The following is a 25,218-nucleotide window of genomic DNA, read 5'->3' as shown; positions in this document are numbered from 1 at the left end:
ATATAGTGGTTCCTTTTTCGTGCAATTTACTGGTCCCTTTTTAATTGACAATGACAATTGGGGGTTTTATAACCAAAAATCTTTCTTGGCATGTTATTTAAAATCTCAGCAACATTGTCAAGACCTCTTTGTGTAACGGTAGTAATATCTGTATTTTTAGGTAAAATTCTATGAATCATAGAATTCATTTTTTCCACTAATGCTTTTTGTCTAGGGCGGTATGGATCACAAAAGAAAGTTTGAAACCCAGATAGTCTATAGGCAACATGCCCCACAAACTCTTTGCCATTATCCATAGTAATAGTCTTTCTCACACTATTTGGAAGAGTTTTTATCTTTCTTAAAAAACCATTGGTAACTGTTGTAGCTCTCTTGGAGTTATTCAGCACTAAAATAATCTTTTGACTCTTTTTATCCCAGTGCACCAATATTCATACTTTGATTACCTTTATGAAATGTAAGATCTGCCTCAAAATGCCCTACTTCTACCTTTTTCGTAGCTATTGCATCACGCTGATGTATTGAGATCCTTTGTGGTATAATGATCCTTTGACGCCTCTTCCCTCTTTCTTGCCTTTTATATCTTTTAGAAGGTAAATAGCTATATAACTTTAATTTAGCTGCTACTGCAGAAGTGTAAACAAATCTATATATACTTTCTGTACTGATACACAAAGCTGTATTTTTGTCTAGTTTTAACTTTCCGGCTATAGCATCCGGCGACCATTTCTTGCGAATCATAGCATTTTTAATATAATCTAACAACATAGGGTTCTTTTCTATTTTTAATAACTCTTGCTGATACATCCTGTTTTCATATTTTTCCTGAGCAACACAAGGCATATACTTATCTTTTACCTTATTTCTTTTTAGCTCCATACTAATAGTGCTTTTAGACCTCGTAAGATGTTGTGCTATCTTATTAATACTGACTCCTAGGTCATACATTCTTTTTATCTCATATCTCTCTTCTCGAGATAAGTGTCTATATTTTCTGTTCATCATTACCTATTTAAAATCTTATTATTTTAAATAGGTTCTGTTCTACTTACTTATAGTATTTTCATTCTAACTTTGACTTTACAAAAGCGTTAGACTATTTATCTAAAGCCGAGCTAATAAATCCTAACGATAATATAATAGAAAAAAAATATAGTATTTATGTTGGAGGATTACATAATTTAAAAGCAGCTATTACTGAAGCAGAAAAAATAGCTGATAATGAACTCAAATCTTTACTAATAATCCATGCTTATAAAGAGTTTTTAATACCACAAAAAAATATATCCGCATTTAATAATAAATTATTACAATATGGTTTTGATAAACTAACTCCTAATAAATTTAAAAGTGATCTTTTAAAAACTCACTTTTACTATGATATACAAGCACAAAAGCATATCAATAATGGAGAATATCAAATAACCTACAATATATATGATAAACTATTAAATCAAGCAATAGCTACAAATAATAATATTTGGTTTTTTGATATAATAATGAGTTATTTAACTTTATACTTTGAACAACATGATTGGATTAACGGCTGTAAATTTTTAGATAAACCATATCAAAAATATTCTTCAATTCTTAGTAATCATAATATTTTAAGTTTAAAAGGAATTTACTATCTATAGTGAAAATGACCAATATTTAGCAAAAAGTGATAAAATTTTAGAAAATATTAAAATAGAAGCACTTACAGATAAGAACTGGCTAAAGTTTATTGCAAGGGCTTATCAAGCTAAATTCTATAATGCCAGTTTTAATCTCTTTTGGGTATATTCCCCGCCGCTTGCGGCGTAATATGGCGGAATGAGCAAATATATACATAAAAGTCATAATGTTACGGTACTGCTGTATCACATGGTATTTCCAGCAAAATATCGCCGAGCAGTGTTTGACGTATCAGTTGATCAAGTATTACGAGAAATATGTTTAGAGATAGAAAAGAGATATCAAATAAAATTTTTAGAAATAGGGGTTGATGAAGATCATGTCCATTTTTTGGTACAATCTGTACCAACCTATAGTGTAACAAAAATAGTAACAACAATTAAAAGTGTTACAGTTCGTCAAATATTTAGACAGTGTCCACAGGTAAAGAAACAATTATGGGGTGGAGAATTTTGGACTGATGGATATTTTACGAGTACGGTAGGTAAGCATGGAAATGAGAATATGATAGGAAAATACGTAAAAAACCAAGGCAAGGAATATCAGAAACTGCATGAGGATCATCAGCTAGCTTTCTTCTAAAATACCCCGCTGCTTGCGGCGGGGATTACTTTTATTAACTTATCCTTAGAAACTAGTAATCAACTTGGTCGATTAATAGCAGAAGGAAAAGCAATACAAAATATACTAAATTATCGAGAACATTCTAACGATAATAAGATTTCTGAAGATTTAGTATTAGAAGAAAAGCAAATAGAAGAATCTAAGGAAGCAATAGAAAAATCTACCTCTACTGTTTCTAACATAATACCACAAGAGCCGTTTGTAAGATCGCTGCCTAAAGAACCAAAGTTAAGCTTTAAAGAATACGAAGCTCTTGTAAAACATCAAAAGCAGCTTGAAAATTATTTTAGGCATAAAAAAGAAGAGCTGCAAAACCAACATATGCAAGAATTGTTTAATATTAAAACTCCGATTTCTTGGAACACTAGAGAGGGTAAGTTTAGTTCAGATTCAGAAAATGTTGTAAAAATAAATGAAGAAAAAAAGCTTTACGCCGTAATTGATCCTAGATTAGAGGATAAGCTTGGTAAGATATCTTATAATATGTTTACTAAAGCTTTAGAAAAGGGCGAAGCCACGAGAAGCAAAGGAGTAGACGGCGTAAAATATCGTGATACATTGATAACATTAAAGGTTTGTGGTCAAGATGATAGATTATTTACTAATGAGATATATTCTAATAATGGTAATAAGTTGATTATATTTAACCACTTAGGAAATCACGAAGCTGTAAATAAAGCAGCTTCCGAGTATGAAATGGTAGAAATTCCTTTAGTAGGAGAGTAGAAAATATAGTGTGTTTGTTGTTGCATGGCTCACTTATGTCATTCCCAGCAACGGCAAGAATCCAGTAACTTTAGTGTCACCTAGGTGCTTGTACCTTCGGGGGCTTGCATTACAAACTGCGTCCTAAGATACCTTAGGTACAAGCTGCGGTATGACAAGACTTTATGCTGGATTCCCGCCTCCGCGGGAATGACATGACCCCGTGGACAAGCAACTAGATGACGATTAGCACTATATCTTGAGATTACTTCGTAGTCTACGATTCCTCGCAATGACACAATTAGGTTTAGAAGTCCATGCCACCCATTCCGCCCATGCCACCCATTCCGCCACGCATTGGCATTGGATTTTCTTTATCTTCAGGCTCATCAACGATTAATGTTTCTGTAGTAATAATTAATGAAGCAACAGATGCTGCATCTTGCAGAGCAGTACGCACTACTTTAGCCGGATCAATAATACCTGCTTTAATCATATCAACATATTGCATATTTTGAGCGTTAAAGCCGAAAATCTTATCTTTATGTTCTAGTAATTTACCAACGACTACACCACCGTTTTCGCCAGCATTTTCAACGATTTGCTTTATTGGATCTTTTAAAGCTTCGATTACTAACTCAATACCTGCTTGTTGGTCTTTATTTTCTACTGTCAGATTTTTTAAAGCTTGTGAAGCATGTAGTAATGTCACGCCACCACCAGCAACAACGCCTTCTTCAACAGCAGCACGTGTTGCAGCAAGTGCATCTTCAACACGATCTTTACGCTCTTTTACTTCAACTTCAGTAGCACCGCCAACTTTAAGTACAGCAACACCACCAGAAAGTTTAGCTAAACGCTCTTGTAGCTTCTCTTTATCATAATCCGAAGTAGTTTCAGCGATATGTGATTTAATTTGTAATACTCTCTCTTCAATGTTTTTCTTATCGCCGCTACCGTCAACGATTACAGTATTTTCTTTAGAGATTGTAACTCTTTTTGCATGACCTAAGCTTTTAAGGCTAACATTTTCAAGCTTCATACCTAGATCTTCGGTTATAAGCTCACCATTGGTTAGGATAGCAATATCTTCCATCATTGCTTTTCTTCTATCACCAAAGCCTGGAGCTTTTACAGCTGCAACCTTTAAACCGCCACGTAATCTATTTACTACTAAAGTTGCAAGAGCTTCACCCTCAACATCTTCAGCAATAATTAATAATGGACGAGAAGATTGTACTACCGCTTCAAGGATAGGTAGCATTGGTTGTAAGTTTGATAGTTTTTTCTCAAATAATAAGATGTAAGGATTTTCAAGTTCAGCAACCATTTTTTCAGAATTTGTTACAAAATATGGTGATAAATAACCTCTATCAAACATCATACCTTTAACTACTTCAACATCAAAGCTGAAATTCTTTGCTTCTTCAACAGTTATTACGCCTTCTTTGCCAACTTCTTCCATTGCTTTAGCGATTTTCTCACCGATTTCCTTATCACCATTTGAGGATATAGTACCAACTTGTGCTATTTCTTCTTGGCTATCGATTTTTTTACTAGCTTTTTTAACTTCTTCTAATACTGTATTTACTGCTAAATCCATACCACGTTTTAAATCCATTGGATTATAACCAGCAGCAACAAGCTTGTTACCCTCACGTGCTAAAGCTCTAGCAAGAACAGTTGCGGTAGTTGTTCCGTCACCTGCAACTTCAGCAGCTTTAGTAGCAGCTGACTTTAATAATTGAGCACCAGCATTTCTAATTTTGTCTTTTAATTCAATAGATTTTGCAACAGTAACACCATCTTTAGTAATTTTTGGTGCACCAAATGATTGCTCGATAAGTACATTTCTGCCTTTTGGACCTAAAGTAACTTTTACTGCATCAGCTAAAATATCAATACCTTCTAGCATTTGCTCACGTGCTTTTGAGCCGTGTTTAATAAGTTTTGTTGCCATATTTAAATTCTCCTTAAAACAATTAATTAATAATACCAAATACATCGCTTTCTTTCATTACGATGAGATCTTCACCGTTGACTTTAATTTCAGTACCAGCCCATTTACCGTATAGAACTTTATCACCTACTTTTAACTCTAAAGGATGCACTTCGCCTTTTTCATTACGAATGCCTTTGCCAACTGCTACGACTTCACCTTGCATTGGTTTTTCTTTAGCAGTATCTGGAATAATAATTCCACCCTTAGTTTTTCCCTCATGTTCGATAGGCTTTATTGCAATTCTATCGTATAATGGTTTAAAAGACATTCTAACCTCCAAATTATATAAATATTTTAAATGTACATACTATATATATTTTATTTTCATTAATTCAAGAGGTAAAAATAAAAATTTTTTAGTTACTGGTTTAAGGCTGAAATTTATTTGCTTAATTACTTGAGATTTAATATTGCAAGTAATTTTAAATTAATTATAATACACCTCTCAACCTTTAGTCTTTAATTGGTTGAATTAAGCAAAAGCTTATAATCTTTATAATAAGATAAATAATAATTTTATTTTGAAATCGGGCGAGAAAATGACCTCAAATCTTGAATTCTACAACTTTTCTTTATAATAGCAATTATAAAAATTGGTTTGCTACTGCTAATAAATTAAGGAGGTAGTGTTGTTTCAAAAAGTTATTAAACATTTAAGTCATAATTTATCTAAACATGATATTACCGCTAAAATAACAGGTAGAATTAAACATCCCGTATCAATTTTATATAAATTATATCGTAAGGGGATAAAAATAGAACAATTAACTGATATCTTCGCAATTAGGATAGTGGTATTAAATCAAGAAAAATGCTATAAAACTTTAAAAATAGTACATAATTTATATGAGTATGAAAAAGATAAGCTGAAAAATTATATTGATAATCCTAAACCCAATGGTTACCAATCTTTACATACGGTTATTATAACTGAAGATCAATATAGAATAGAAATACAGATACGCGATGAAAATATGCATTATCATGCGGAAAGTGGCGGAGCAGCACATTGGAGGTATAAAAACGATTTAAATAATGCATTAAAATTTTAATTCATTATTTAAATCATTTTGAGAATCTAAAATAGAATTTTTAAAAGTTGTTGTATTATGTAAGTTACTCTGTTCACTTTTTGAAGGGAAATTTTGTTCTATAAAATTAACGCACACATTTAATAATTGCTGCTCTATCGTTCTTATCTCAAGATATGCAGCTATGAGTAAAAAGCTTTCTATAGTGTTTTTGACTGTTTTCAAAGCTTTGTCAGGAGATTTAGCATTTATGGTTTGTAAATTATGTAGACGATCAAATACTTTAATAAGTGCTATATCATATTTTTTTTCTTGAATTAATAAATTTAACATTTCACCGGAGCTTATTTTTCCATGCGGTTTAATTCTTGTTAAGCGTTCTACATTATCTGCGATATCTTTATCAAAAATTTTGCTAATATCCTCATGTGTTAAATGAGTATCTTCTATTGTGTCATGAAGCAAAGCAACGATTATCATATAAGATTTATAAAGCTTAAAGCTACTTCATCTACTGGCTGAGGATAAGAGTTCTTCTTATCCTTAGTTTTCCCATAAAATCTTCAAATATCAGTATTTCTTACATATAATGTTGTATTTTTAACAATACATATTACAACTAAATTAACTTTTATTAATATTCAGACCATACATTTTCTCATCAATAATCCCAGTGCTTTAGTAAAATTTATAAAGTAATTAACAAATTATTTATAATACTATAATATGTATTTCCTTAAATAATAGAGAAATCTCAGCAACTATTTTATTCATAAAAATAAATTTAAATTAAGTTTATTTTTATATAAATACTAATTTATATAAATTTTTTTAATTCAAATAAAGGTTAAGTTATGTTGAAATAGAAAATTAATGATAATATTAAAACAACAGCAAAAGATGAAATAGCTAGAGATGTTAGAGCTGATGAAAATAAAAGTGATGGGGTTATAGCTCCTATATTAAGTTCTGAAGCAATAGCAGTTATTGAGAAAGAGCTTAACTCATTAACAGAAAGTGAGCATGGTGATGATAAGCCTGATGCTGAAAAGCTTGCTGATGCTTCTATGGTGATTTTATCTGAAACTGGTGAGGAAATAAGTAATTCACAAGATTCTGATGAAGTTGATGCATTACGTCGTGATGTTGGAGTTACAGAATAATTAAGATCTCTTTGTTGTATCATCTAGTTGCTTGACCACGGTATCCAGAAAACAAATAAAAATATCAATATTATTAATATTTTTAACCGGCTCTAGTTCATAAATCACGGGATGACAGGGGGAATCTACGCAGGCAATGCTTTCTTGCAATGACTATTTCGCCATAGTCAATCATGATAAAATTTAAAAATATTAATTATGTCAGAATATGTTTCTAATCAATATAATATTAAACAAAAACAAGATGATAAAAATATATTGGGTCAATTAAAAGATTTAGAAGAAGAAACAAATGAAAAATATGAAGTTAATATAGTGGGTGATATAAGGGTGAGATTTCCTTACCCTATCAATAAACTTCCTTTCTTTGAAAAGTAGTATTTCATACTCCTTTCCAAAGAAGCTTTAAATAATGGGTATACAAGGTGAAAAGCGGTTTCCATCTTGTATACAATGTTTAATTTATATATTTTTATTAGTTTGAAAATACTATAAGTAAGTAGAACAAAACTTATTTAAAATAATAAGATTTTAAATAGGTAATGATGAACAGAAAATATAGACACTTATCTCGCGAAGAGAGATATGAAATAAAAAGAATGTATGACCTAGGAGTCAGTATTAACAAGATAGCACAACATCTTACGAGATCTAAAAGCACTATTAGTATGGAGCTAAAAAGAAATAAAGTAAAAGGTAAGTATATGCCTTGTGTTGCTCAGGAACAATATAAAAAAAGGATGCATCAGCAAGAGTTATTAAAAATAGAGAAGTTACCTATTTTGTTAAATTATATCAAAAATGCTATGATTCACAAGAAATGGTCACCGGATGCTATAGTCGGAAAGTTAAAACTGGACAAAAATACAGCTTGTTGTATCAGTACAGAAAGTATATATAGATTCGTCTACACTTCTGCAGTAGCAGCTAAATTAAAGTTATATAGCTATTTACCGTCTAAAAGATATAAAAGGCAAGAAAGGGGGACAAGGCATCAAAGGATCATTATACCACAAAGGATCTCAATACATCAGCGTGATGCAATAGCAATGCAAAAGCTAGAAGTAGGGCATTTGGAGGCAGATCTTACATTTCATAAAGGTAATCAAAGTATGAATATCGGTGTGCTGGTGGATAAAAAGAGTCAAAAGATTATTTTAGTGCTGAATAACTCCAAGAGAGCTAAAACAGTTACCACTGGGTTTTTAAAAAAGATCAAAACGCTGCCAAGTAGTGTTAGAAAGACTATTACTATGGATAATGGCAAAGAGTTTGTAGGGCATCTTGCTTATAGACTATCTGGGTTTCAAACTTTCTTTTGTGATCCATACCGCCCTAGACAAAAAGCACTAGTGGAGAAAATGAATTCTATGATTCATAGAATTTTACCTAAAAATACAGATATTACAACCGTTACACAAAGAGGTCTTGACAATATTGCTGAGATTTTAAATAACATGCCAAGAAAGATTTTTGGTTATAAAACCCCCAATGAAATTTGGGCAGAAAATTTATAGGTTTTGTTCTACTTAGTCCTTGAATTTTCAGTTTATAGAGTATATTTTTCTGAAATAAAACCTTTATCGATATAGCTAGGTAATTTTGATAATTCTTGTTTTAGTTCGTTATCTACTCCTATAGTTTCAAATTTTCTGTCAACTAAGAAAATTATAGGCTTAGTATTGTGATTATAGAAAAAATCAAAATTCGGCTTATTATCAAAATATCGATACACTCGAGGGAAATGATAAGCATGGGTAACAATAGCGATTTCAGTATTATTTAGGTCAATATTGCTGTCCTCATGTTCTTTATATAAAGTTTTAAACTGTCCACCGGTATTGGCTTGATTTTTTGGTAGATTGAAGATATAAAAATTTTCTTTAGGATAATCATTAATAATATTTTTATCAAGAGCTTCTTTTAATAAACTATTATCATATTCCCCACCATTAAATAAAATTTTCGGTCCATATTCTTTTAGTTCTTCAAAAGTTAAGTTTGACATCTGCTTGTCAAGCTTTTTAGCAGCTACTTCTTTTGCAATTTCTATACCGAGTCTCATTCTATTATAGCCATCTTCTTTGTCTATAGCACCTATATTTTGAGCATGAGAAACAATCGGCATCTTTTTATAAGAATGCCTTGCCGATAAAACCCATACATATTTTATATTCTTATCTATCTCAGGATTTTCAGTTGCATAAATATTTTGTATCTCTGAAATGAAACTCTTACGTACCTGCTCAATTATTAACCTCTAAATTATTAAGATCAGTTATTATTTGCTCAAAATGCCGATCTTGAGTAATTTTTTGATAATGCTGAAGTCCTAAGACAGAAGCTATAGCTATAATAATTAAAGAAATAGCTATATTAAAATTTTTACAGTTTTTCATATTGTGATAAAAATTAGGTTGAAATATAGGAGAGATATATCACGGCTTAATCGTAATATCAAGCAAAATAACTTATTCGCTTTTTAGTTTTGCTAGTTCTTGAGGGGTAGGGAGGAATTTTTCAAGCTTTTTAGGTAATGTTTCTGTAAGTTTAAATTGTGATACTCCTATTGGTTTTTGTATTCCTTCTATAGCGTATTCTACAGTAATACCCTTTTTTTCTTCGCACAAAATTAACCCAATTGTAGAATTATCTGATTCATCCTTAATTTTATGATCCATTAAATTAAGATAGAAATTTAATTTACCGGCATATTCCGGTTTAAATCTCTTTTGGGTATATTCCCCGCCGCTTGCGGCGTAATATGGCGGAATGAGCAAATATATACATAAAAGTCATAATGTTACGGTACTGCTGTATCACATGGTATTTCCAGCAAAATATCGCCGAGCAGTGTTTGACGTATCAGTTGATCAAGTATTACGAGAAATATGTTTAGAGATAGAAAAGAGATATCAAATAAAATTTTTAGAAATAGGGGTTGATGAAGATCATGTCCATTTTTTGGTACAATCTGTACCAACCTATAGCGTAACAAAAATAGTAACAACAATTAAAAGTGTTACAGCTCGTCAAATATTTAGACAGTGTCCACAGGTAAAGAAACAATTATGGGGTGGAGAATTTTGGACTGATGGATATTTTACGAGTACGGTAGGTAAGCATGGAAATGAGAATATGATAGGAAAATACGTAAAAAACCAAGGCAAGGAATATCAGAAACTGCATGAGGATCATCAGCTAGCTTTCTTCTAAAATACCCCGCTGCTTGCGGCGGGGATTACTTTTATTTTACCGGTCTTTAATTCAATGACAACATAACATTTGAGCTTTATATGGTAAAAAACTAAATCTAAATAATAATCTTCTCCTTCAAGCTCTATATGATACTGATTGCCGACAAATGCAAAACCTTGCCCTAACTCTAATAAAAAATTTTTAATATTATCTATCAGCTTATTTTCTAAATCTCTCTCCATTATTTTACCCTGAATATCTAAGAATTCTAAGTTATACGGGTCTTTTATAATTGATCTTGCTAGGTCAGATTGTAATTCAGGTAAAGTATTAGAAAAGTTATTTATACCTTTTGCCGATCGTTCATATAAATTTACTTTTAATTTGTAAAGATAATACATTTCTTGACCAACCATTTTCGATGGTTTGTTGTGCATACCAAATTCTTTGGTCTATATCTTTTAGTTTTGAAAAAATGATAATATTATGACTCCATGGGATTTCTCCAACCGCCTGTTGGAGGATTTGTTCATTATTATATTCTGCAACAAACTGACGCATATAAGAAAGATTTTGATATGATAGTCCTTTCATTCCAGGAAATTCTTTACGTAAATCATCAGATATATTTTGAATTATTTTTGAACCCCATTTTTCTTTACTTTGGCGTTCTAAAATTAATTTCCCTATGTGCCAAAAAAGAGTTATTAATTCCTTGTTAACTGCTAAATGAGCTCTAATATGAGCCTTACTAGTTTCTTGTTTTAAATCTCTTTTGGGTATATTCCCCGCCGCTTGCGGCGTAATATGGCGGAATGAGCAAATATATACATAAAAGTCATAATGTTACGGTACTGCTGTATCACATGGTATTTCCAGCAAAATATCGCCGAGCAGTGTTTGACGTATCAGTTGATCAAGTATTACGAGAAATATGTTTAGAGATAGAAAAGAGATATCAAATAAAATTTTTAGAAATAGGGGTTGATGAAGATCATGTCCATTTTTTGGTACAATCTGTACCAACCTATAGCGTAACAAAAATAGTAACAACAATTAAAAGTGTTACAGCTCGTCAAATATTTAGACAGTGTCCACAGGTAAAGAAACAATTATGGGGTGGAGAATTTTGGACTGATGGATATTTTACGAGTACGGTAGGTAAGCATGGAAATGAGAATATGATAGGAAAATACGTAAAAAACCAAGGCAAGGAATATCAGAAACTGCATGAGGATCATCAGCTAGCTTTCTTCTAAAATACCCCGCTGCTTGCGGCGGGGATTACTTTTATTTAAATCAACATATGATTCATTGCTTAAAATGTTATTCATTTAGTACCTGCATTCATAGCTAGACTTGCCGAGACGAATTTTTCAAGATCACCGTCAAGTACGCCCTTAGTGTCAGAAGTTTCGTAATCGGTGCGTAGATCTTTCACCATTTGATATGGCTGTAAGACGTATGATCTAATCTGATGTCCCCAGCTATTATCGGTTTTAGCGGCGTTTTGTTCATTAACGCTATCAGTACGTTTTTGCATTTCAAGCTCATAGAGCTTTGCTTGTAGCATTTTCATAGTTTGAGCTTTATTTTTATGTTGCGATCTGTCGCTTTGACATTGTGTAACAGTGCCTGTAGGTATATGAGTGATACGTACGGCTGAATCGGTAGTATTAACGTGTTGTCCTCCCGCTCCCGATGCTCTAAAAGTGTCGATTCTTAAATCTTTATCCTCAATGGTAATTGCGATATTGTCGTTAATTTCCGGATAGACCCAGCTACTTGCAAAGCTGGTCATGCGTTTACCTGCAGCATTAAACGGCGAAATACGCACCAACCTATGCACTCCTGCTTCAGTTTTAAGCCAGCCATAAGCACGTTTGCCGATTATCCTAATCGTGCATGATTTTATGCCTGCTTCTTCGCCATTAATCATATTAATGATCTCAGTTTTGAAGCCTAATCTTTCAGCAAAACGTAGATACATACGCATCATGATAGACGCCCAATCGTGGCTTTCAGTTCCTCCCGCTCCGGCATTTATCTCTAAAAAGCAGTTATTATTATCGGCTTCACCTGAAAACAAGCATTCAGTTTCAAATTTTGCGGCAATAGTGCTTAAGGATTGTAAATCTTTCTCAACTTGCTGCATTATCTCTAAATCATTTTCAGCTTCAGCCATTTCTTCAAGCTCTAATGCATCTTTTAAATTAGACTTAATTTTATTATAAGCTCCTAATTGTTCTTCTAGATTGCTTTTTTCTCGTAGTAATTTTTGAGCATTAGCTTGATCATTCCATAAATCAGGATTTGCTGTTAACTCCTCTAACTCTGCTAGTCTAGCTGCTGACGTTTCGACGTCAAAGTGACCTCCGAAGCAATTCTAAAGACTGCTCAATTTTTTTAACGTAATTCTCTATTTCCGCACGCATTATTTTTTCCTGTTATAAATTTTGGTTTTGTTATATATTTACAGCACATTCCTGTTTATTTGGTGTGTTGTTGCATGACCCATATGTCATTCCCGCGTAGGCGGGAATCCAGCATAAAGAGAGAGAAATCGAGCTTTTAATTTTAAAAACTTATTGCTTATATGTTTATTTTTTCTGGATTCCCGCCTACGCGGGAATGACACCGAGGGTATTTTCCAAACCATGCCACAATGCCCCTATTCGGGAATGATATAAACGAACGCAAATTATATCACAATAATTATGAATAATCAAAAATATATAAGGAACTTCTCAATAATAGCTCATATTGATCACGGCAAATCTACTTTAGCTGATCGGTTAATTGAGTATTGCGGCGGTCTGCAGGCTAGAGAAATGAGCCAGCAAGTACTAGATTCAATGGATATCGAAAAAGAGCGTGGCATAACAATCAAAGCCCAAACTGTACGGCTTGTATATAAGGCTAAAGACGGCAATACTTATTATTTAAATTTGATGGATACCCCTGGGCATGTCGATTTCGCTTATGAGGTTAGTAGATCGCTTGCAGCGTGTAAGGGGTCGTTGTTAGTGGTTGATAGTACGCAAGGGGTAGAGGCACAAACTCTTGCTAATGTTTATCAGGCAATTGAGAATGATCATGAAATAGTGCCGGTGCTAAATAAGATTGATTTGCCGGCTTCAGAACCTGACCAAGTAAAGCAGCAAATAGAGGATATAATTGGGATTGATGCAAGTGAGGCAGTACTGATTTCTGCCAAAAGTGGTATAGGTATTGACTTAGTTTTAGAAGCAATCGTAAATAAATTACCTCCGCCGAAAGAAAGTAATACAGATATTTTAAAAGCATTGCTTGTTGATAGTTGGTATGACCCGTATCTTGGTGTAGTTATTTTAGTGTGTATTATTGACGGATCGTTACGTAAGAATATGAAAGTCAAAATGATGGCAACAAACTCGGTTTATACAATAGAAAATGTCGGATATTTCACTCCTAAAAAACATATTTCGGATGTTTTAAATGCAGGGGAAATTGGTTTTTTTACTGCTTCTATAAAACAGGTAGCAGATTGTAAAGTTGGGGATACTATTACCGATGAGAAGAAGCCTTGTGAGCAAGCTCTGCCCGGGTTTAAACCAAACTTGCCGGTAGTATTCTGCGGGCTTTATCCGACGGATAGTGCCGAATTTGAGCATTTAAAGGATTCGTTGGCAAAACTTCGTCTTAATGATGCTAGCTTTGAGTATGAAATGGAAAGCTCATCAGCTCTAGGGGTTGGTTTTAGGTGCGGCTTTTTAGGGCTACTACATTTAGAGATTATACAAGAGCGTTTAAGTAGGGAGTTTGATTTGGATTTAATTACTACTGCTCCAAGCGTGGTGTATAAAATTCATATGCGTGAGGGTGAGAGTCTAGAGATTCATAATCCTGCTGATTTACCTGATTTACAAAAAATTGACTCGATGGAAGAACCTTGGATTAAAGCCACTATAATGGTACCTGATGAGTTTTTAGGTACGGTATTAACGCTTTGTACTGAGAAAAGAGGCATGCAGCTAGATCACAGCTATATAGCAAATAGGGCAAAAGTAGTATATAAATTGCCACTAAATGAAATAGTATATGATTTTTACGATCGTTTAAAAAGTTGCTCAAAAGGTTATGCAAGTTTTGAATGGCAAATGGATACATACGAACCTTCCGAACTTGTTAAGCTTGGGATTTTAGTTAACGGTGAGGCAGTTGATGCGTTATCGACAATCGTACATCGTTCTCGTGCTGAGCAGCGGGGTAGGGCATTATGCGTAAGGCTAAAGGATTTGATACCGAGACAGCAGATCGATATTGCAATTCAAGCGAGTATCGGCAGTCGTATTATTGCCCGTGAGACTATTAAGGCGTTGCGTAAAGATGTATTGTCCAAATGTTATGGCGGAGATATAACCCGTAAGCGTAAGCTACTCGAGAAGCAGAAAGCTGGTAAGAAGAGAATGAGGCAGTACGGCAATATCGACATCCCACAATCTGCCTTTATTGCTGCATTAAAAATAGGAGATGAGTAAATATTGTTATTGGGAGGAGTGTAGGGTGTGATAGATTTATTCACGGGATCCAGTTAAAAATACTAATAAAATTAGTATTTTTTATTATTTTCTGGATCTAGTTCCCAAGCCACGGTATGACACCAATCACGTTTTTTTATCCACGCAACAATATCTACGTGGGAATGACCTATGTTTATTAGGGTAAAAGATTGGACTCAGACTAACTATTAAAAAACTCGGATTTAACTATATCCGTTTCGCCACCTAAAGAAGTGTGATTTTTCTCAATAATTTCTTCAAGAGAAAAGAATATAGATTTAGAAGAAGGTAGATCCCCTAATCTAAAACCTTCAAAACTTACGCTATGAGTAAAAAAGTGATAAATTATTGTAAAAATAATTAAACATGTCAAAGAGGATAAAGTTGCAAGCAATACCAATTAATAGGACAGATTATTGTCAATTTTTAATAGTTAGCCAAAAGAATTATAGTTTAACCTACTACGCTGAACATGCAAAGAAATGTAGTCATGATGTTATTAATAGATTTTTAAGGAATGAAAAATATACACCTTCTTTGTTATGGGAACACATCAAGAATGATGTTATTTTTTCATCTAATGGATATACAATATTTGATGATACGGTTTCAAATAAAAGGAATACGAAGCAAATAGAAATTGCAAGATCGCAGTACAGTGGAGCTACAGGTAGAGTTACTAAAGGTATAGGAGTAGTGAGTCTGGTATATTATAACCCTGATATTAATAAGTTTTGGGTAATAGATTATCGAATTTTTGCACCTGATCATGATGGAGCAACAAAACTAGAACACCTATTAAACATGTTAAATAATGCTGTTTATAGCAAGAAGATTCCTTTTCAAACAGTACTTTTTGACACATGGTGTCATTGTCAATTAAAAAGGGACCAGTAAATTGCACGAAAAAGGAACCACTATATTTAAAAATTTTTATGCCATATTACCTCCAGATTTATAGTTATTAATACGATAACTTTTACCTTTTATGTTTAGTATATGAGCATGATGTACCACTCGATCAATAATTGCATGAGTTAATACTTCATCAGCAAATATTTCATTCCATTTTTCAAAATCCTTGTTTGTGGTAATAATGGTAGATTTATTTTCATATCGTTTAGCAATAATATTAAAAAAGTCTTCTACTGAATGTTTTGGCAATTGCTTAAACCCGAGCTCATCAAGAATTAATAAATCAAACGATAGGAGTAATTTAACCTTTTTGTGATAACTATTATCTGCTCTTGCAATATGTAAATTATAAAGCATATCCGATACCGTAGTAAAATATACAGAGTATTCTCGTGTTAAAGCTTTTAATGCTAGCCCAATGGCAAGATGAGTTTTCCCAGTTCCTGAATCACCTATGAATATTACATTTCCCTTAGTATTAATATAATCACAAGTTGATAAATCACTTATTACTTTGGCATCAACACTTGGTTGGAAATTAAAATCAAAGTCTTCTAAATTTTTAGTTACCGGCAATTTAGCAGCACTTTTACGGCGACGGTAATTATTATCCTTACGGTTAGATTTTTCATCTTCACATAATAGTGATAGAAATTCTTTAAATCCTAGTTTATTATTTTGAGCATAAATAATCCTTTCATTTAAACTATTGACTATACCTGATAATCTAAAGCTTCGTAGGTCATTAAATAAGTTCTGCATTATTACCTCCAAACTCTGGTAATGGTAAGTTTACTGCATTACTATTTAAAATATTCTTAATTTTAGAGTAAGAACTTATACCATAATGTAGTGCTCTATGACAGGCTTTATCTATTAAGTCATCATTGTAAACCTTACGTAAAGAAATGATACCTCGTGCACAACGTTGCCAATCATTCACTCTTGTTTGTTGTAATGATTCTAATAATAAACTGCAATTATTCCCTATCTGCTGCATTTGTTGTTGATAATGTTCACTATATTCTATAAAACCTGGGCATAGACGTTTGTATTTAGCATAATGAGACGGATTAGTGGTAAATATCCCCTTGCCCTCTGTTCTAACGTGTCTTGCTATTAAATCATTTTGTATAGAAAATATTTGAACAAGTTTTGGGGACAATTGTACCATTACCTCACTGTATATATATTTTGCTGGTACAGAGTAATAATTATTATCTATGGTAATATGACAATCTTTTGCTACTTTTCGATTATGCCAAGATGACAAATCAAAAGTTTCTAATGGTAAAGGAATCAAACTACTTCTTTCCTCTTGCTCAAACAGTTCTCTAGGTATTCTCTTAGTAGTACCATGTATTCGGCTATTGGCCTTATTTAACCAATTTGCAAGACCATTTGTTAATTCTTCATATCTATCAAATTTACGACCAGCAAAAAAATTATTTTTAACGTATTTTATTCCCGACTCAACTTTGCCTTTTTCTTGCGGTTGATACACTCGACAAGGAGAAAGTAAAATTCCATAATGATCGGCTAAGCACTTATATTCCTTCTGATATACTGGCTCATAAAAATTGGCATCTACTACTCCAGCTTTAAGATTATCAAGTTTTATTACTTTTGGACTACCAGCAAAATAATTAAATGCATTGATATGACATTGAATCCATGTTTGACAACTTTGATCAAACACTACTTCATAATAATCAAGGCGACTATAGCTTAAACGCATATTAAATACATATGCTTTAACTCTACGCCCTTTAGAATTATACTGTAAGCCTATGTCACCAAAATCTACTTGTGCTTCCTCTCCTGCTAAAGTATGAAAACGAATGCAACTGTTATCCTTAATTTTATATTTTTTGATATAACGGGTCAAAGAAGTATAACTGCTTGTATAACCTTGATTTTTTAACTCCTCAAAAATTCTTATGTAACTCAGATTTTTTTCTAATAACTCAATTATTTTTTCGTGCCAAAAATCCAAAACTGAAGATCGTTCATAGATTGCTGGGGATTCTGTACCAGCCTCTACATAGCGGTTTATTATTTTTCGTACTGTTTTGCGGTCTGTTCTTGTTAGTTTGGCAATATTCCTTTGACTATTGCCTTGTTTATAAAGGGTGATAATTGTTGTATACATATTTATTCTTATCATTGTATCACTAGATATTTACTTGCTTAATTATCTAGTGAATATTGCACATTAACCTTATTAGGTCACACCAACTTCTCTGGTCCCTTTTTCGTGCAATTTACTGGTCCCTTTTATTTTAGCAATGACAACATGGTATTCTACACACAAAATTATGCAACATGTTGACTCTCTGGGGAAATATTATTATGCCCCTATTAAAGCCAATAGAAACGTTAGTAAAACACACGATTCTAAACCTTATAAAGCTGTAAAAGAGTTGACATTTTCAGATGAAGAGATCAGGCATGGAGTAGAGATTCATATAAAAGGCTTTGCTAAAAATAAGCATGTTAATTTGTTTAAATTTACTGTTCCTACCAACAGAGTTGAGTATGTTGTTACCAATAACAAAACTCACAAATCTTCTAAAGCTGCACAAGATGAGTGTGGCTTTCGATGGGTAATTGAGAGCATGCACAGAGAAATTAAGCAACTTACTGGGATAGAACGTTGTCAATGCAGGAAACAGCGTATTCAACGTAATCATATTAGTTGGGCATTTTTAGTTTGGGCATTTCTCAAAAGGACTGCAAATACAATCGGTAAAACGGTTTACCAAATAAAGTTAGGGCTTTTAGATGACTATATGCAACAACAGCTGCGTTCTCCATCTTTACGATATTTAGAACCAAACATAGCGTAAGTTTTGCATAATTAGATAAGTCTTTTTTTGTTTCAGAAAATGAACTGTCGGAATAAGTAGGATCATTGGCTGGGATTGCAGTATTTACTAATAAAGCAACAAGGTCTTCTGAATAACCATCGCGAGCTGTTGCACCATATTTGAATAGCTTTTCTAAAATTTCTACATTACCATTTAATATTGCGGGTATGACACCTTGAGATGCGATAGCACCTTTTTTTAGGAGATAATCTATTACATCAATATGTTCTCCCATGGTGTCAATACTTAATATAGCACCTCCATGTACATGATTATCCATTGTAGTATTAACACTAAATCCTTTTTCTTCAATAAAATATTGAACTAAATCTAAACGCCCTTTATGAGCTGCTTTATAAAGATACTCGTCAGGAAGTTTTGATGAAGATAAGGAAATTAATTTTTTAATCTCTTTTGGGTATATTCCCCGCCGCTTGCGGCGTAATATGGCGGAATGAGCAAATATATACATAAAAGTCATAATGTTACGGTACTGCTGTATCACATGGTATTTCCAGCAAAATATCGCCGAGCAGTGTTTGACGTATCAGTTGATCAAGTATTACGAGAAATATGTTTAGAGATAGAAAAGAGATATCAAATAAAATTTTTAGAAATAGGGGTTGATGAAGATCATGTCCATTTTTTGGTACAATCTGTACCAACCTATAGCGTAACAAAAATAGTAACAACAATTAAAAGTGTTACAGCTCGTCAAATATTTAGACAGTGTCCACAGGTAAAGAAACAATTATGGGGTGGAGAATTTTGGACTGATGGATATTTTACGAGTACGGTAGGTAAGCATGGAAATGAGAATATGATAGGAAAATACGTAAAAAACCAAGGCAAGGAATATCAGAAACTGCATGAGGATCATCAGCTAGCTTTCTTCTAAAATACCCCGCTGCTTGCGGCGGGGATTACTTTTATTTCTGCGTTTAAAATTTGTTCTTTAGTTTTAAAAAAATTTCCTAGAGCTTTATAGGATTTTTTAATTTACCTTAATTAATTTATAGCGGGCGTACTATAAAGTAATAAAGGTAAATTATCAATATAAAATATTAACTAAATATTAAAGAATTAACTATCAGTTTACTTTCTTAATTTTTAGTTGTAGTTTGTGGTTTTCTAGCTCGATTTCACTAATATGATCAGGGGTGAAGTTTTTAGCAAATTCACCTAAGGTTTGTTCTTTAATAAACTCACCATAAATATCGATTATTTTTGGTAAATCTATATCAATCCAAATCCTATCTGTTATAGCAAAATCGGCATTTTTCCGAGCTTGTTGTATGAAGCGTACAATGTCACGAGCTATTCCTTCGTCTATTAATTCAGTCGTTAGCTCCAGATCAAGTATCAACAGGCTACTATTATGGGCAAAGCTGCTAGCCCCTTTAATATGTGAGTGAGGTTCTAAGATTAGTTTATATTCATCGCTATTTAAGGTCTCATTACAGATCTGTAAGCCGCTAGAGGTTGCTTCCCACTCGTTCTTTTTAGAAGCAGCTATGATATCTTTCATTTTAGTCGGCAAACGCTTCCCAAGTAACGGGAAATTAATCGATAATTTTTTAACTGCATAATTTTCTAAATCATCACGATAAATTACTGATTTAACATTGATCTCATCTTTAATTAAATCTTCAAAATCTTTTAGTTTGTCGTTATTTTTGCTAATAATAGTTATACTGCTAAGTGGTTGTCTTACACGGGCGTTTTCGCTACTTCTGATGAATAGGCTATGACTACAAATATCTAGTACAGTATCCATAGTATCCACTAGCTCGCTGTTTATTTCAAATTTTGAAAGATCAGGATAGTCGCATAGATGGACGGACAAACCGTCATCTCGCACAACTTTTATGTCATTCCCGCGTAGGCGGGAATCCAGGCATTCAGGTTTTTCTGGATCCCCGCTTTCGCGAGGATGACAATATAAACCCAAATATATCGCTTCGGAGATAAGCGGCACGAGTGATGACATCGCAATAGCCATAGTCTCTAAGCACGTATATAACGTATTATAAGCATTTTGCTTGTCTAGATCTTTTTCGCTTTTCCAAAACCTAGCTCTGCTTCGTCTGATATACCAGTTATTTAGTACTTCAAAAAATTCTGAAACTGCATGATAAGCCGTCCCAGTATCGAAGCCGTCTAAACTCTCTTTAATCTTCTCTATAGCTATTTTTAGCTTGGACAATATATATACATCAAGCACATTTTCCGAGTTAAAACTTAGCTCGCCTTTAATATGATCGGCATTAGCATACATCGTAAAGAAATGGTAAGCGTTCCAGATAGGCTTGATAAATAAACGAATCGTATCAAATACCATTTTGCCATCTTTATCAATCAGTAGCTCTTGACCTTTAACTACATTGGAAGAAAGCATTGTTACTCTTAAAGCGTCAGAGCCGTATTTATCAAATAACTCTAGCGGATCGGCATAGTTATTTAGACGTTTCGAAAGTTTTTGACCGGTAGCATCTAAAATCACCCCGTGGCATATACAATTTAAAAACGGCGGACGATCGAATAGGGCAGTAGATAATACCATTAAAGTATAGAACCAGCCACGTGTTTGTGCGAAATATTCAACTATGAAATCAGCTGGAAAATGATCCTCAAACCACTGCTTATTTTCAAAAGGGTAGTGTGCTTGCCCGTATGGCATCGAACCGCTTTCAAACCAACAGTCAAATACGTCTTCTATTCTACGCATTGTTGATTTACCAGTTGGATCATCGGGATTTGGTCTTGTAAGTTCATCAATAAATGGACGATGTAAATCAGTAATCTTAACCCCAAAATCTTTTTCTAGCTCTTCTATAGAACCATAAACATCTATGCGTGGATATTTTGGATCGTCAGATTTCCATACTGGCAAAGGTGTTCCCCAAAATCTATTACGGCTTATTGACCAATCTCTAGCATTCTCAAGCCACTTGCCGAATAAATTGTCCTTAACGTGGAAAGGTATCCAATTAATTTGCTGATTCAGCTCTACCATTCTGTCTTTAAATTCGGTAACTTTTACATACCATGACGGAACGGCTTTATATATAAGAGGCGTATCGGTTCGCCAGCAATGCGGATAATTGTGAATATACTGCTCGGTTTTTAGCCAATTTCCTTGTTCTTTCAGCTTAATTATTATTTTGTCGTTAGCATCAAATATTTGTAAGCCCTCTAAATCTGGAATTTCTTTGGTAAACTTACTGCTATTATCCACAGGGCAAACAAGTTTTATGCCTTTCGATTCACAAAGTATTTGGTCATCTTCACCAAACCCAGGAGCCATATGTACTACCCCAGTACCATCACCCTCAACAACAAAATCTCCGGCAAATATCTTAAAGCTATTTGGATGATCTTTGAAATAGTCAAATAGCGGCTTATAGCTTAATCCTTGAAGCTCTGAGCCTTTAATTATCGTAAATTGCTCATCGCCTTTTAGCTCTAATTCTTTCGCATATTTAGCAACCGAAGAGGCAGCTATGATATAGCAGATATCGCCTTTCGGAACTAATGCATAATCAATATCACTACCAACTGCTAAAGCTAGATTTGACGGCAATGTCCATGGCGTTGTCGTCCAAACGAGGATTCGGTATTCTTTATAATTAGCTGTTATTCCTAAAAAAGTCTCGGTGTCTTCCCGTGGCTTGTCCACGGGATGACATAATTCAAAACTAACTGTTACTGCTTTATCTGCTCGCTCTCTATATGAATTATCAAGCCTTGTTTCAAAATTAGAAAGTGGAGTTTCACATGCCCATGAATACGGCATAACTCGCATAGATTCGTACAATAATCCTTTATTATATAACTCCTTAAAAGCCCAAAGCACAGATTCCATAAAATTCTTATCCATCGTTTTATAAGAATTCTTAAAATCTACCCATCTTGCTTGGCGTGTTACATATTGCTCCCACTCACCGGCATATTTCATTACCGAATCTCTGCAGTGAGCGTTAAATTTTTCAATCCCGAAATTAGTAATAGCAAGACGCCCTGAAATACCAAGCTCCTTTTCAGATTGCATTTCAGCAGGTAATCCGTGGCAATCCCAGCCAAAACGGCGTTCTACTTTCTTACCTCTAACAGTTTGATATCTAGCATATACGTCTTTAATAAAACCGGTTAGTAAATGCCCGTAATGCGGTAACCCGTTAGCAAAAGGCGGACCATCGTAAAAGATAAACTCAGCATCTCCCTCTCTAATATCAATAGATTTCTGAAATATATTATTATCTTGCCAAAATTTTAATATTTCTTTTTCTATGGTAGCAAAATCAGCATTTGAGCTAACTTCCGGGTAATATTTAGTATTTGTCATTATTTTGTAAATTATTTATTATAACAGTTTAGTTTATTGTATAAGTAGTGGATTCCCGCCGTTGCTAAGAATGACATAGAACCCTAACAGTTTGGTTTATAATAATAGATAATAGCAGAGAGATAAATAGCTAACTATGACAAATAGCGAAAAAATTTATATAGGGCTTTGTATAATATTCTCTACTCTTATAATCCTTGGTAACTTAATATATCAAAAATTTGTTATGTTACAAATACCGTTTTATAAGTTTGAGTTATCAGCAGGAGCAATATTATACCCTTTAACATTTTTAATTACTGATATAATTACTGAGCTATATGGAAAAGAAAAAGCTAATTTTTGTATTAGATTAGCAATATGTATGAATGTCCTAGTTACTATAATTATAATGTTTGTAAGTTATTTGCCAGCTACTAACTGGTCAAAAATCAATGATGAAACATTTAATAAAGTATTTAGTTATTATAGTGTAGCATTCCTTGCATCTATTATCGCATGCTATATTGCTCAAGCAATTGATGTTAATTTATATTTATGGATACGCATATTAACTAAAGGAAAATATTTGTGGTTAAGAAGTAATATTAGTACTTGTATCTCATTATTTATCGATACTACTATCGTGATTAGTTTTATGGCAATGTTTAGTATCTTTCCTGTCGAACAAATATGGAAATTAATATTTAATAGCTATAGCTGGAAATTATTTTTTACCATTTGCTGCACACCATTGTTTTACTTGAGTCTTTTTGCTATAAGGGGTTTTATTAAATGTAAAGAGGTTAAAATTTAGGAAGTGTTTTTGCAAAATATAAAAAAATATAGAAGCTTCTTTTGAGGAGATAAGAGATAAAGCGTGGATGGAAAGTATTTGCACTAGCAAAAGAAATATTTGTCATTCCCGCGAAAGCGGGAATCCAGAAAAAAACATAAATACAGCAAGTTTTTAAAGTTAAAAGCTCGCTTTGTCTTGCTTTATGCTGGATCCCCGCCTACGCGGGGATGACATTGTACTTGTTTTTCGAGCCATGCAACAAAGTCTTGTGCAGGCAGGAATGACATAGAGTTGCATTAGGATGACACATTTTATCCTTCTAAACGGTAAAATCTACTAGATTTATAGAACTTGATTATATTAAAAAGTAAAATCTTAGTAACTCCAGCTATTGGTATAGCGAAAAATATGCCGATAAAGCCGAATAAACTACCGCAGGCAAAAATTGAGAATATAATCCAAAGAGGATGTAAACCTATTTTATCACCAATAATTTTAGGTGTTATAATATATGACTCACAAATATTTCCGATTAAATAGACCACTATTATATAAAACAGTTTTGTGGTTGCACCAAATGTTAAATATCCGATAGTTAGAGTCAGAAGAAAAGAAATAAAAGTGCCAATAAAAGGAATAATTACTAAAAACCCTGTTAGGATTCCAAGTAAAAGAGCAAGATCAATACCTATTACAGTAAATGAGATGCTATAATAAATAGATAACATTAAGCAGATATTTAGCTGACCTCTTATATAGGCAGCAAGCAGGCTATTAATAGAGGATAATATTCCAAGGATTTTGTGCCTACTTTTTAGCGGTAGTAATGATTTCATATTTTCGATAATTCTCGTCCAATCACGTAAGAAATAAAATAATATTATAGGTATAAGTAAAAATAAGACAAATATATTAATTGTAATGAGAGTATAGTGCCAAAAATTATTCGCAAGGCTACCAAGTATAGTGAATATACTATTTATGAAATTACTTAAAGAATCTCGTATCTTATCAGCGATATTAGGCTCTACAGCATAAATTTTTGTCATTATAGGCGGTAATATTTCCGCTTGAAAATAATCCTTATATTTAGGGATATTATTGACAAAAGTAGAAACCTGCCCATAAATTACTGGTACTAAAAGAGTAAGTGCAGTAAAAAATACACTTAAAAATATCAAGTAAACTACAATAGATGAAATTTTATTTGATAATTTAAATTTTGACGCAACAAATTCTATGGCAGGCTGAAGTAAATAAGAAATTATAAAGGCAATAAAAAATGGTCTTATTGCTTCTGAAATTAGCATAAAACCGCTTATAAAAATTCCTATAAAAAGAAGCCAAAATATAGCGGTTTTATTCATAT

28 protein-coding genes and 1 pseudogene are annotated in these 25,218 nt (G+C 33.1%); 12 read left to right on the top strand and 17 right to left on the bottom strand.

Going from position 1 to position 25,218, the window contains the following annotated elements:
- Window positions 1-26 precede the first annotated feature (26 nt).
- From AAGD55_RS09515 to AAGD55_RS09505, 3 genes are all read right to left on the bottom strand, one after another.
- A complete protein-coding gene (locus tag AAGD55_RS09515) occupies window positions 27-425 on the bottom strand; it encodes an IS30 family transposase (RefSeq protein ID WP_341791287.1) in 399 nt (132 codons plus the stop codon).
- A complete protein-coding gene (locus AAGD55_RS09510) occupies window positions 412-1,005 on the bottom strand; it encodes an IS30 family transposase (protein ID WP_341791286.1) in 594 nt (197 codons plus the stop codon). The genes AAGD55_RS09515 and AAGD55_RS09510 overlap by 14 nt, the downstream gene beginning before the upstream one ends.
- A 711-nt stretch (window positions 1,006-1,716) precedes the next feature.
- A complete protein-coding gene (locus tag AAGD55_RS09505; protein ID WP_341792613.1) occupies window positions 1,717-1,842 on the bottom strand; it encodes a hypothetical protein in 126 nt (41 codons plus the stop codon).
- On the opposite strand from AAGD55_RS09505, the gene tnpA (AAGD55_RS09500) reads away from it, so the two are divergent.
- Window positions 1,816-2,259: an IS200/IS605 family transposase gene (gene tnpA, locus AAGD55_RS09500; RefSeq protein ID WP_341791285.1), complete on the top strand. Its 444-nt coding sequence runs from the start codon at window positions 1,816-1,818 to the stop codon at window positions 2,257-2,259. The two genes, AAGD55_RS09505 and tnpA (AAGD55_RS09500), sit on opposite strands and share 27 nt — an antisense overlap.
- Window positions 2,260-2,622: 363 nt before the next feature.
- Window positions 2,623-3,027, top strand: a complete 405-nt coding sequence (locus AAGD55_RS09495) for a hypothetical protein (protein ID WP_341791284.1) — start codon at window positions 2,623-2,625, stop codon at window positions 3,025-3,027.
- A gap of 286 nt (window positions 3,028-3,313) precedes the next feature.
- Here the strand turns inward: AAGD55_RS09495 and groL are convergent, their stop codons facing one another.
- Complete coding sequence (gene groL, locus AAGD55_RS09490; protein ID WP_341791283.1) at window positions 3,314-4,966, bottom strand: chaperonin GroEL; 1,653 nt, start codon at window positions 4,964-4,966, stop codon at window positions 3,314-3,316.
- Window positions 4,967-4,988: 22 nt separating this feature from the next.
- Window positions 4,989-5,276, bottom strand: coding sequence for a co-chaperone GroES (locus tag AAGD55_RS09485; RefSeq protein ID WP_341791282.1), 288 nt, complete (start codon window positions 5,274-5,276; stop codon window positions 4,989-4,991).
- A 361-nt stretch (window positions 5,277-5,637) separates the two neighbouring features.
- Here AAGD55_RS09485 and AAGD55_RS09480 point away from each other — a divergent pair, with 361 nt between their 5' ends.
- Window positions 5,638-6,060 (top strand): bifunctional (p)ppGpp synthetase/guanosine-3',5'-bis(diphosphate) 3'-pyrophosphohydrolase, encoded by a 423-nt coding sequence (locus AAGD55_RS09480; protein WP_341792579.1) that lies wholly within the window; start codon window positions 5,638-5,640, stop codon window positions 6,058-6,060.
- On the opposite strand, the gene AAGD55_RS09475 is transcribed toward AAGD55_RS09480, so the two are convergent.
- Window positions 6,049-6,519: an HD domain-containing protein gene (locus AAGD55_RS09475; protein WP_410526103.1), complete on the bottom strand. Its 471-nt coding sequence runs from the start codon at window positions 6,517-6,519 to the stop codon at window positions 6,049-6,051. The two genes, AAGD55_RS09480 and AAGD55_RS09475, sit on opposite strands and share 12 nt — an antisense overlap.
- Window positions 6,520-6,886: 367 nt before the next feature.
- Window positions 6,887-7,225, bottom strand: a complete 339-nt coding sequence (locus AAGD55_RS09470; RefSeq protein ID WP_341791281.1) for a hypothetical protein — start codon at window positions 7,223-7,225, stop codon at window positions 6,887-6,889.
- 175 nt (window positions 7,226-7,400) lie between these two features.
- Here AAGD55_RS09470 and AAGD55_RS09465 point away from each other — a divergent pair, with 175 nt between their 5' ends.
- The gene (locus AAGD55_RS09465) at window positions 7,401-7,580 is read left to right on the top strand and encodes a hypothetical protein (protein WP_341791280.1); all 180 of its coding nucleotides are present in this window, start codon (window positions 7,401-7,403) and stop codon (window positions 7,578-7,580) included.
- Between the two features lie 164 nt (window positions 7,581-7,744).
- Complete coding sequence (locus tag AAGD55_RS09460; RefSeq protein WP_341791279.1) at window positions 7,745-8,719, top strand: IS30 family transposase; 975 nt, start codon at window positions 7,745-7,747, stop codon at window positions 8,717-8,719.
- Between the two features lie 32 nt (window positions 8,720-8,751).
- On the opposite strand, the gene AAGD55_RS09455 is transcribed toward AAGD55_RS09460, so the two are convergent.
- From AAGD55_RS09455 to AAGD55_RS09445, 3 genes and pseudogenes are all read right to left on the bottom strand, one after another.
- Complete coding sequence (locus tag AAGD55_RS09455) at window positions 8,752-8,937, bottom strand: hypothetical protein (protein WP_341791278.1); 186 nt, start codon at window positions 8,935-8,937, stop codon at window positions 8,752-8,754.
- 47 nt (window positions 8,938-8,984) lie between these two features.
- Window positions 8,985-9,210, bottom strand: a pseudogene (locus AAGD55_RS09450) (hypothetical protein).
- A gap of 463 nt (window positions 9,211-9,673) precedes the next feature.
- The gene (locus tag AAGD55_RS09445) at window positions 9,674-9,976 is read right to left on the bottom strand and encodes a PDDEXK nuclease domain-containing protein (protein WP_341792578.1); all 303 of its coding nucleotides are present in this window, start codon (window positions 9,974-9,976) and stop codon (window positions 9,674-9,676) included.
- Between AAGD55_RS09445 and tnpA (AAGD55_RS09440) the strand changes: the two genes are divergently transcribed.
- The gene (tnpA, locus tag AAGD55_RS09440) at window positions 9,975-10,418 is read left to right on the top strand and encodes an IS200/IS605 family transposase (protein ID WP_341790826.1); all 444 of its coding nucleotides are present in this window, start codon (window positions 9,975-9,977) and stop codon (window positions 10,416-10,418) included. The two genes, AAGD55_RS09445 and tnpA (AAGD55_RS09440), sit on opposite strands and share 2 nt — an antisense overlap.
- Here the strand turns inward: tnpA (AAGD55_RS09440) and AAGD55_RS09435 are convergent.
- Window positions 10,415-10,837, bottom strand: a complete 423-nt coding sequence (locus AAGD55_RS09435) for a PDDEXK nuclease domain-containing protein (RefSeq protein WP_341791277.1) — start codon at window positions 10,835-10,837, stop codon at window positions 10,415-10,417. The two genes, tnpA (AAGD55_RS09440) and AAGD55_RS09435, sit on opposite strands and share 4 nt — an antisense overlap.
- On the bottom strand, window positions 10,764-11,108 hold the full coding sequence (locus AAGD55_RS09430) for a DUF1016 N-terminal domain-containing protein (RefSeq protein WP_341792577.1): 345 nt from the start codon (window positions 11,106-11,108) through the stop codon (window positions 10,764-10,766). The genes AAGD55_RS09435 and AAGD55_RS09430 overlap by 74 nt, the downstream gene beginning before the upstream one ends.
- A gap of 107 nt (window positions 11,109-11,215) precedes the next feature.
- On the opposite strand from AAGD55_RS09430, the gene tnpA (AAGD55_RS09425) reads away from it, so the two are divergent.
- The gene (gene tnpA, locus AAGD55_RS09425; RefSeq protein WP_341790826.1) at window positions 11,216-11,659 is read left to right on the top strand and encodes an IS200/IS605 family transposase; all 444 of its coding nucleotides are present in this window, start codon (window positions 11,216-11,218) and stop codon (window positions 11,657-11,659) included.
- A 71-nt stretch (window positions 11,660-11,730) separates the two neighbouring features.
- Here tnpA (AAGD55_RS09425) and prfB read toward each other — a convergent pair.
- A protein-coding gene (gene prfB, locus AAGD55_RS09420; RefSeq protein ID WP_341791276.1) for a peptide chain release factor 2 occupies window positions 11,731-12,835 on the bottom strand; the annotation gives its coding sequence in 2 pieces (ribosomal slippage) (window positions 11,731-12,765 and window positions 12,767-12,835; 1,104 coding nt in all).
- 282 nt (window positions 12,836-13,117) lie between these two features.
- On the opposite strand from prfB, the gene lepA reads away from it, so the two are divergent.
- Both lepA and AAGD55_RS09410 read left to right on the top strand, forming a co-directional pair.
- Complete coding sequence (gene lepA, locus AAGD55_RS09415; protein ID WP_341791275.1) at window positions 13,118-14,920, top strand: translation elongation factor 4; 1,803 nt, start codon at window positions 13,118-13,120, stop codon at window positions 14,918-14,920.
- Window positions 14,921-15,307: 387 nt separating this feature from the next.
- Entirely contained in the window at window positions 15,308-15,838 is a 531-nt protein-coding gene (locus AAGD55_RS09410; protein ID WP_341791274.1) for a hypothetical protein, read from the top strand.
- A gap of 36 nt (window positions 15,839-15,874) precedes the next feature.
- On the opposite strand, the gene istB is transcribed toward AAGD55_RS09410, so the two are convergent.
- Together istB and istA are read right to left on the bottom strand one after the other, a co-directional pair.
- On the bottom strand, window positions 15,875-16,618 hold the full coding sequence (gene istB, locus AAGD55_RS09405; RefSeq protein ID WP_341790851.1) for an IS21-like element helper ATPase IstB: 744 nt from the start codon (window positions 16,616-16,618) through the stop codon (window positions 15,875-15,877).
- Window positions 16,602-18,008: an IS21 family transposase gene (gene istA, locus AAGD55_RS09400; RefSeq protein ID WP_341790850.1), complete on the bottom strand. Its 1,407-nt coding sequence runs from the start codon at window positions 18,006-18,008 to the stop codon at window positions 16,602-16,604. The genes istB and istA overlap by 17 nt, the downstream gene beginning before the upstream one ends.
- A gap of 136 nt (window positions 18,009-18,144) precedes the next feature.
- Here istA and AAGD55_RS09395 point away from each other — a divergent pair, with 136 nt between their 5' ends.
- Window positions 18,145-18,705 (top strand): transposase, encoded by a 561-nt coding sequence (locus tag AAGD55_RS09395; RefSeq protein WP_341791273.1) that lies wholly within the window; start codon window positions 18,145-18,147, stop codon window positions 18,703-18,705.
- Window positions 18,706-19,180: 475 nt separating this feature from the next.
- Window positions 19,181-19,624, top strand: coding sequence for an IS200/IS605 family transposase (gene tnpA, locus AAGD55_RS09390; protein WP_341790826.1), 444 nt, complete (start codon window positions 19,181-19,183; stop codon window positions 19,622-19,624).
- Window positions 19,625-19,816: 192 nt separating this feature from the next.
- On the opposite strand, the gene ileS is transcribed toward tnpA (AAGD55_RS09390), so the two are convergent.
- Entirely contained in the window at window positions 19,817-23,071 is a 3,255-nt protein-coding gene (ileS, locus tag AAGD55_RS09385; RefSeq protein WP_341791272.1) for an isoleucine--tRNA ligase, read from the bottom strand.
- A gap of 136 nt (window positions 23,072-23,207) precedes the next feature.
- Here ileS and AAGD55_RS09380 point away from each other — a divergent pair, with 136 nt between their 5' ends.
- Window positions 23,208-23,867 (top strand): queuosine precursor transporter, encoded by a 660-nt coding sequence (locus AAGD55_RS09380; RefSeq protein ID WP_341791271.1) that lies wholly within the window; start codon window positions 23,208-23,210, stop codon window positions 23,865-23,867.
- Window positions 23,868-24,160: 293 nt separating this feature from the next.
- Here AAGD55_RS09380 and AAGD55_RS09375 read toward each other — a convergent pair whose 3' ends face one another.
- A complete protein-coding gene (locus AAGD55_RS09375) occupies window positions 24,161-25,216 on the bottom strand; it encodes an AI-2E family transporter (protein ID WP_341791270.1) in 1,056 nt (351 codons plus the stop codon).
- Window positions 25,217-25,218 lie beyond the last annotated feature (2 nt).

Origin of the sequence: Rickettsia endosymbiont of Gonocerus acuteangulatus, from assembly GCF_964026435.1 — a bacterium.
Taxonomy (GTDB): Bacteria; Pseudomonadota; Alphaproteobacteria; order Rickettsiales; family Rickettsiaceae; genus Rickettsia.
This window is presented reverse-complemented; position numbering and strand designations above follow the sequence as displayed.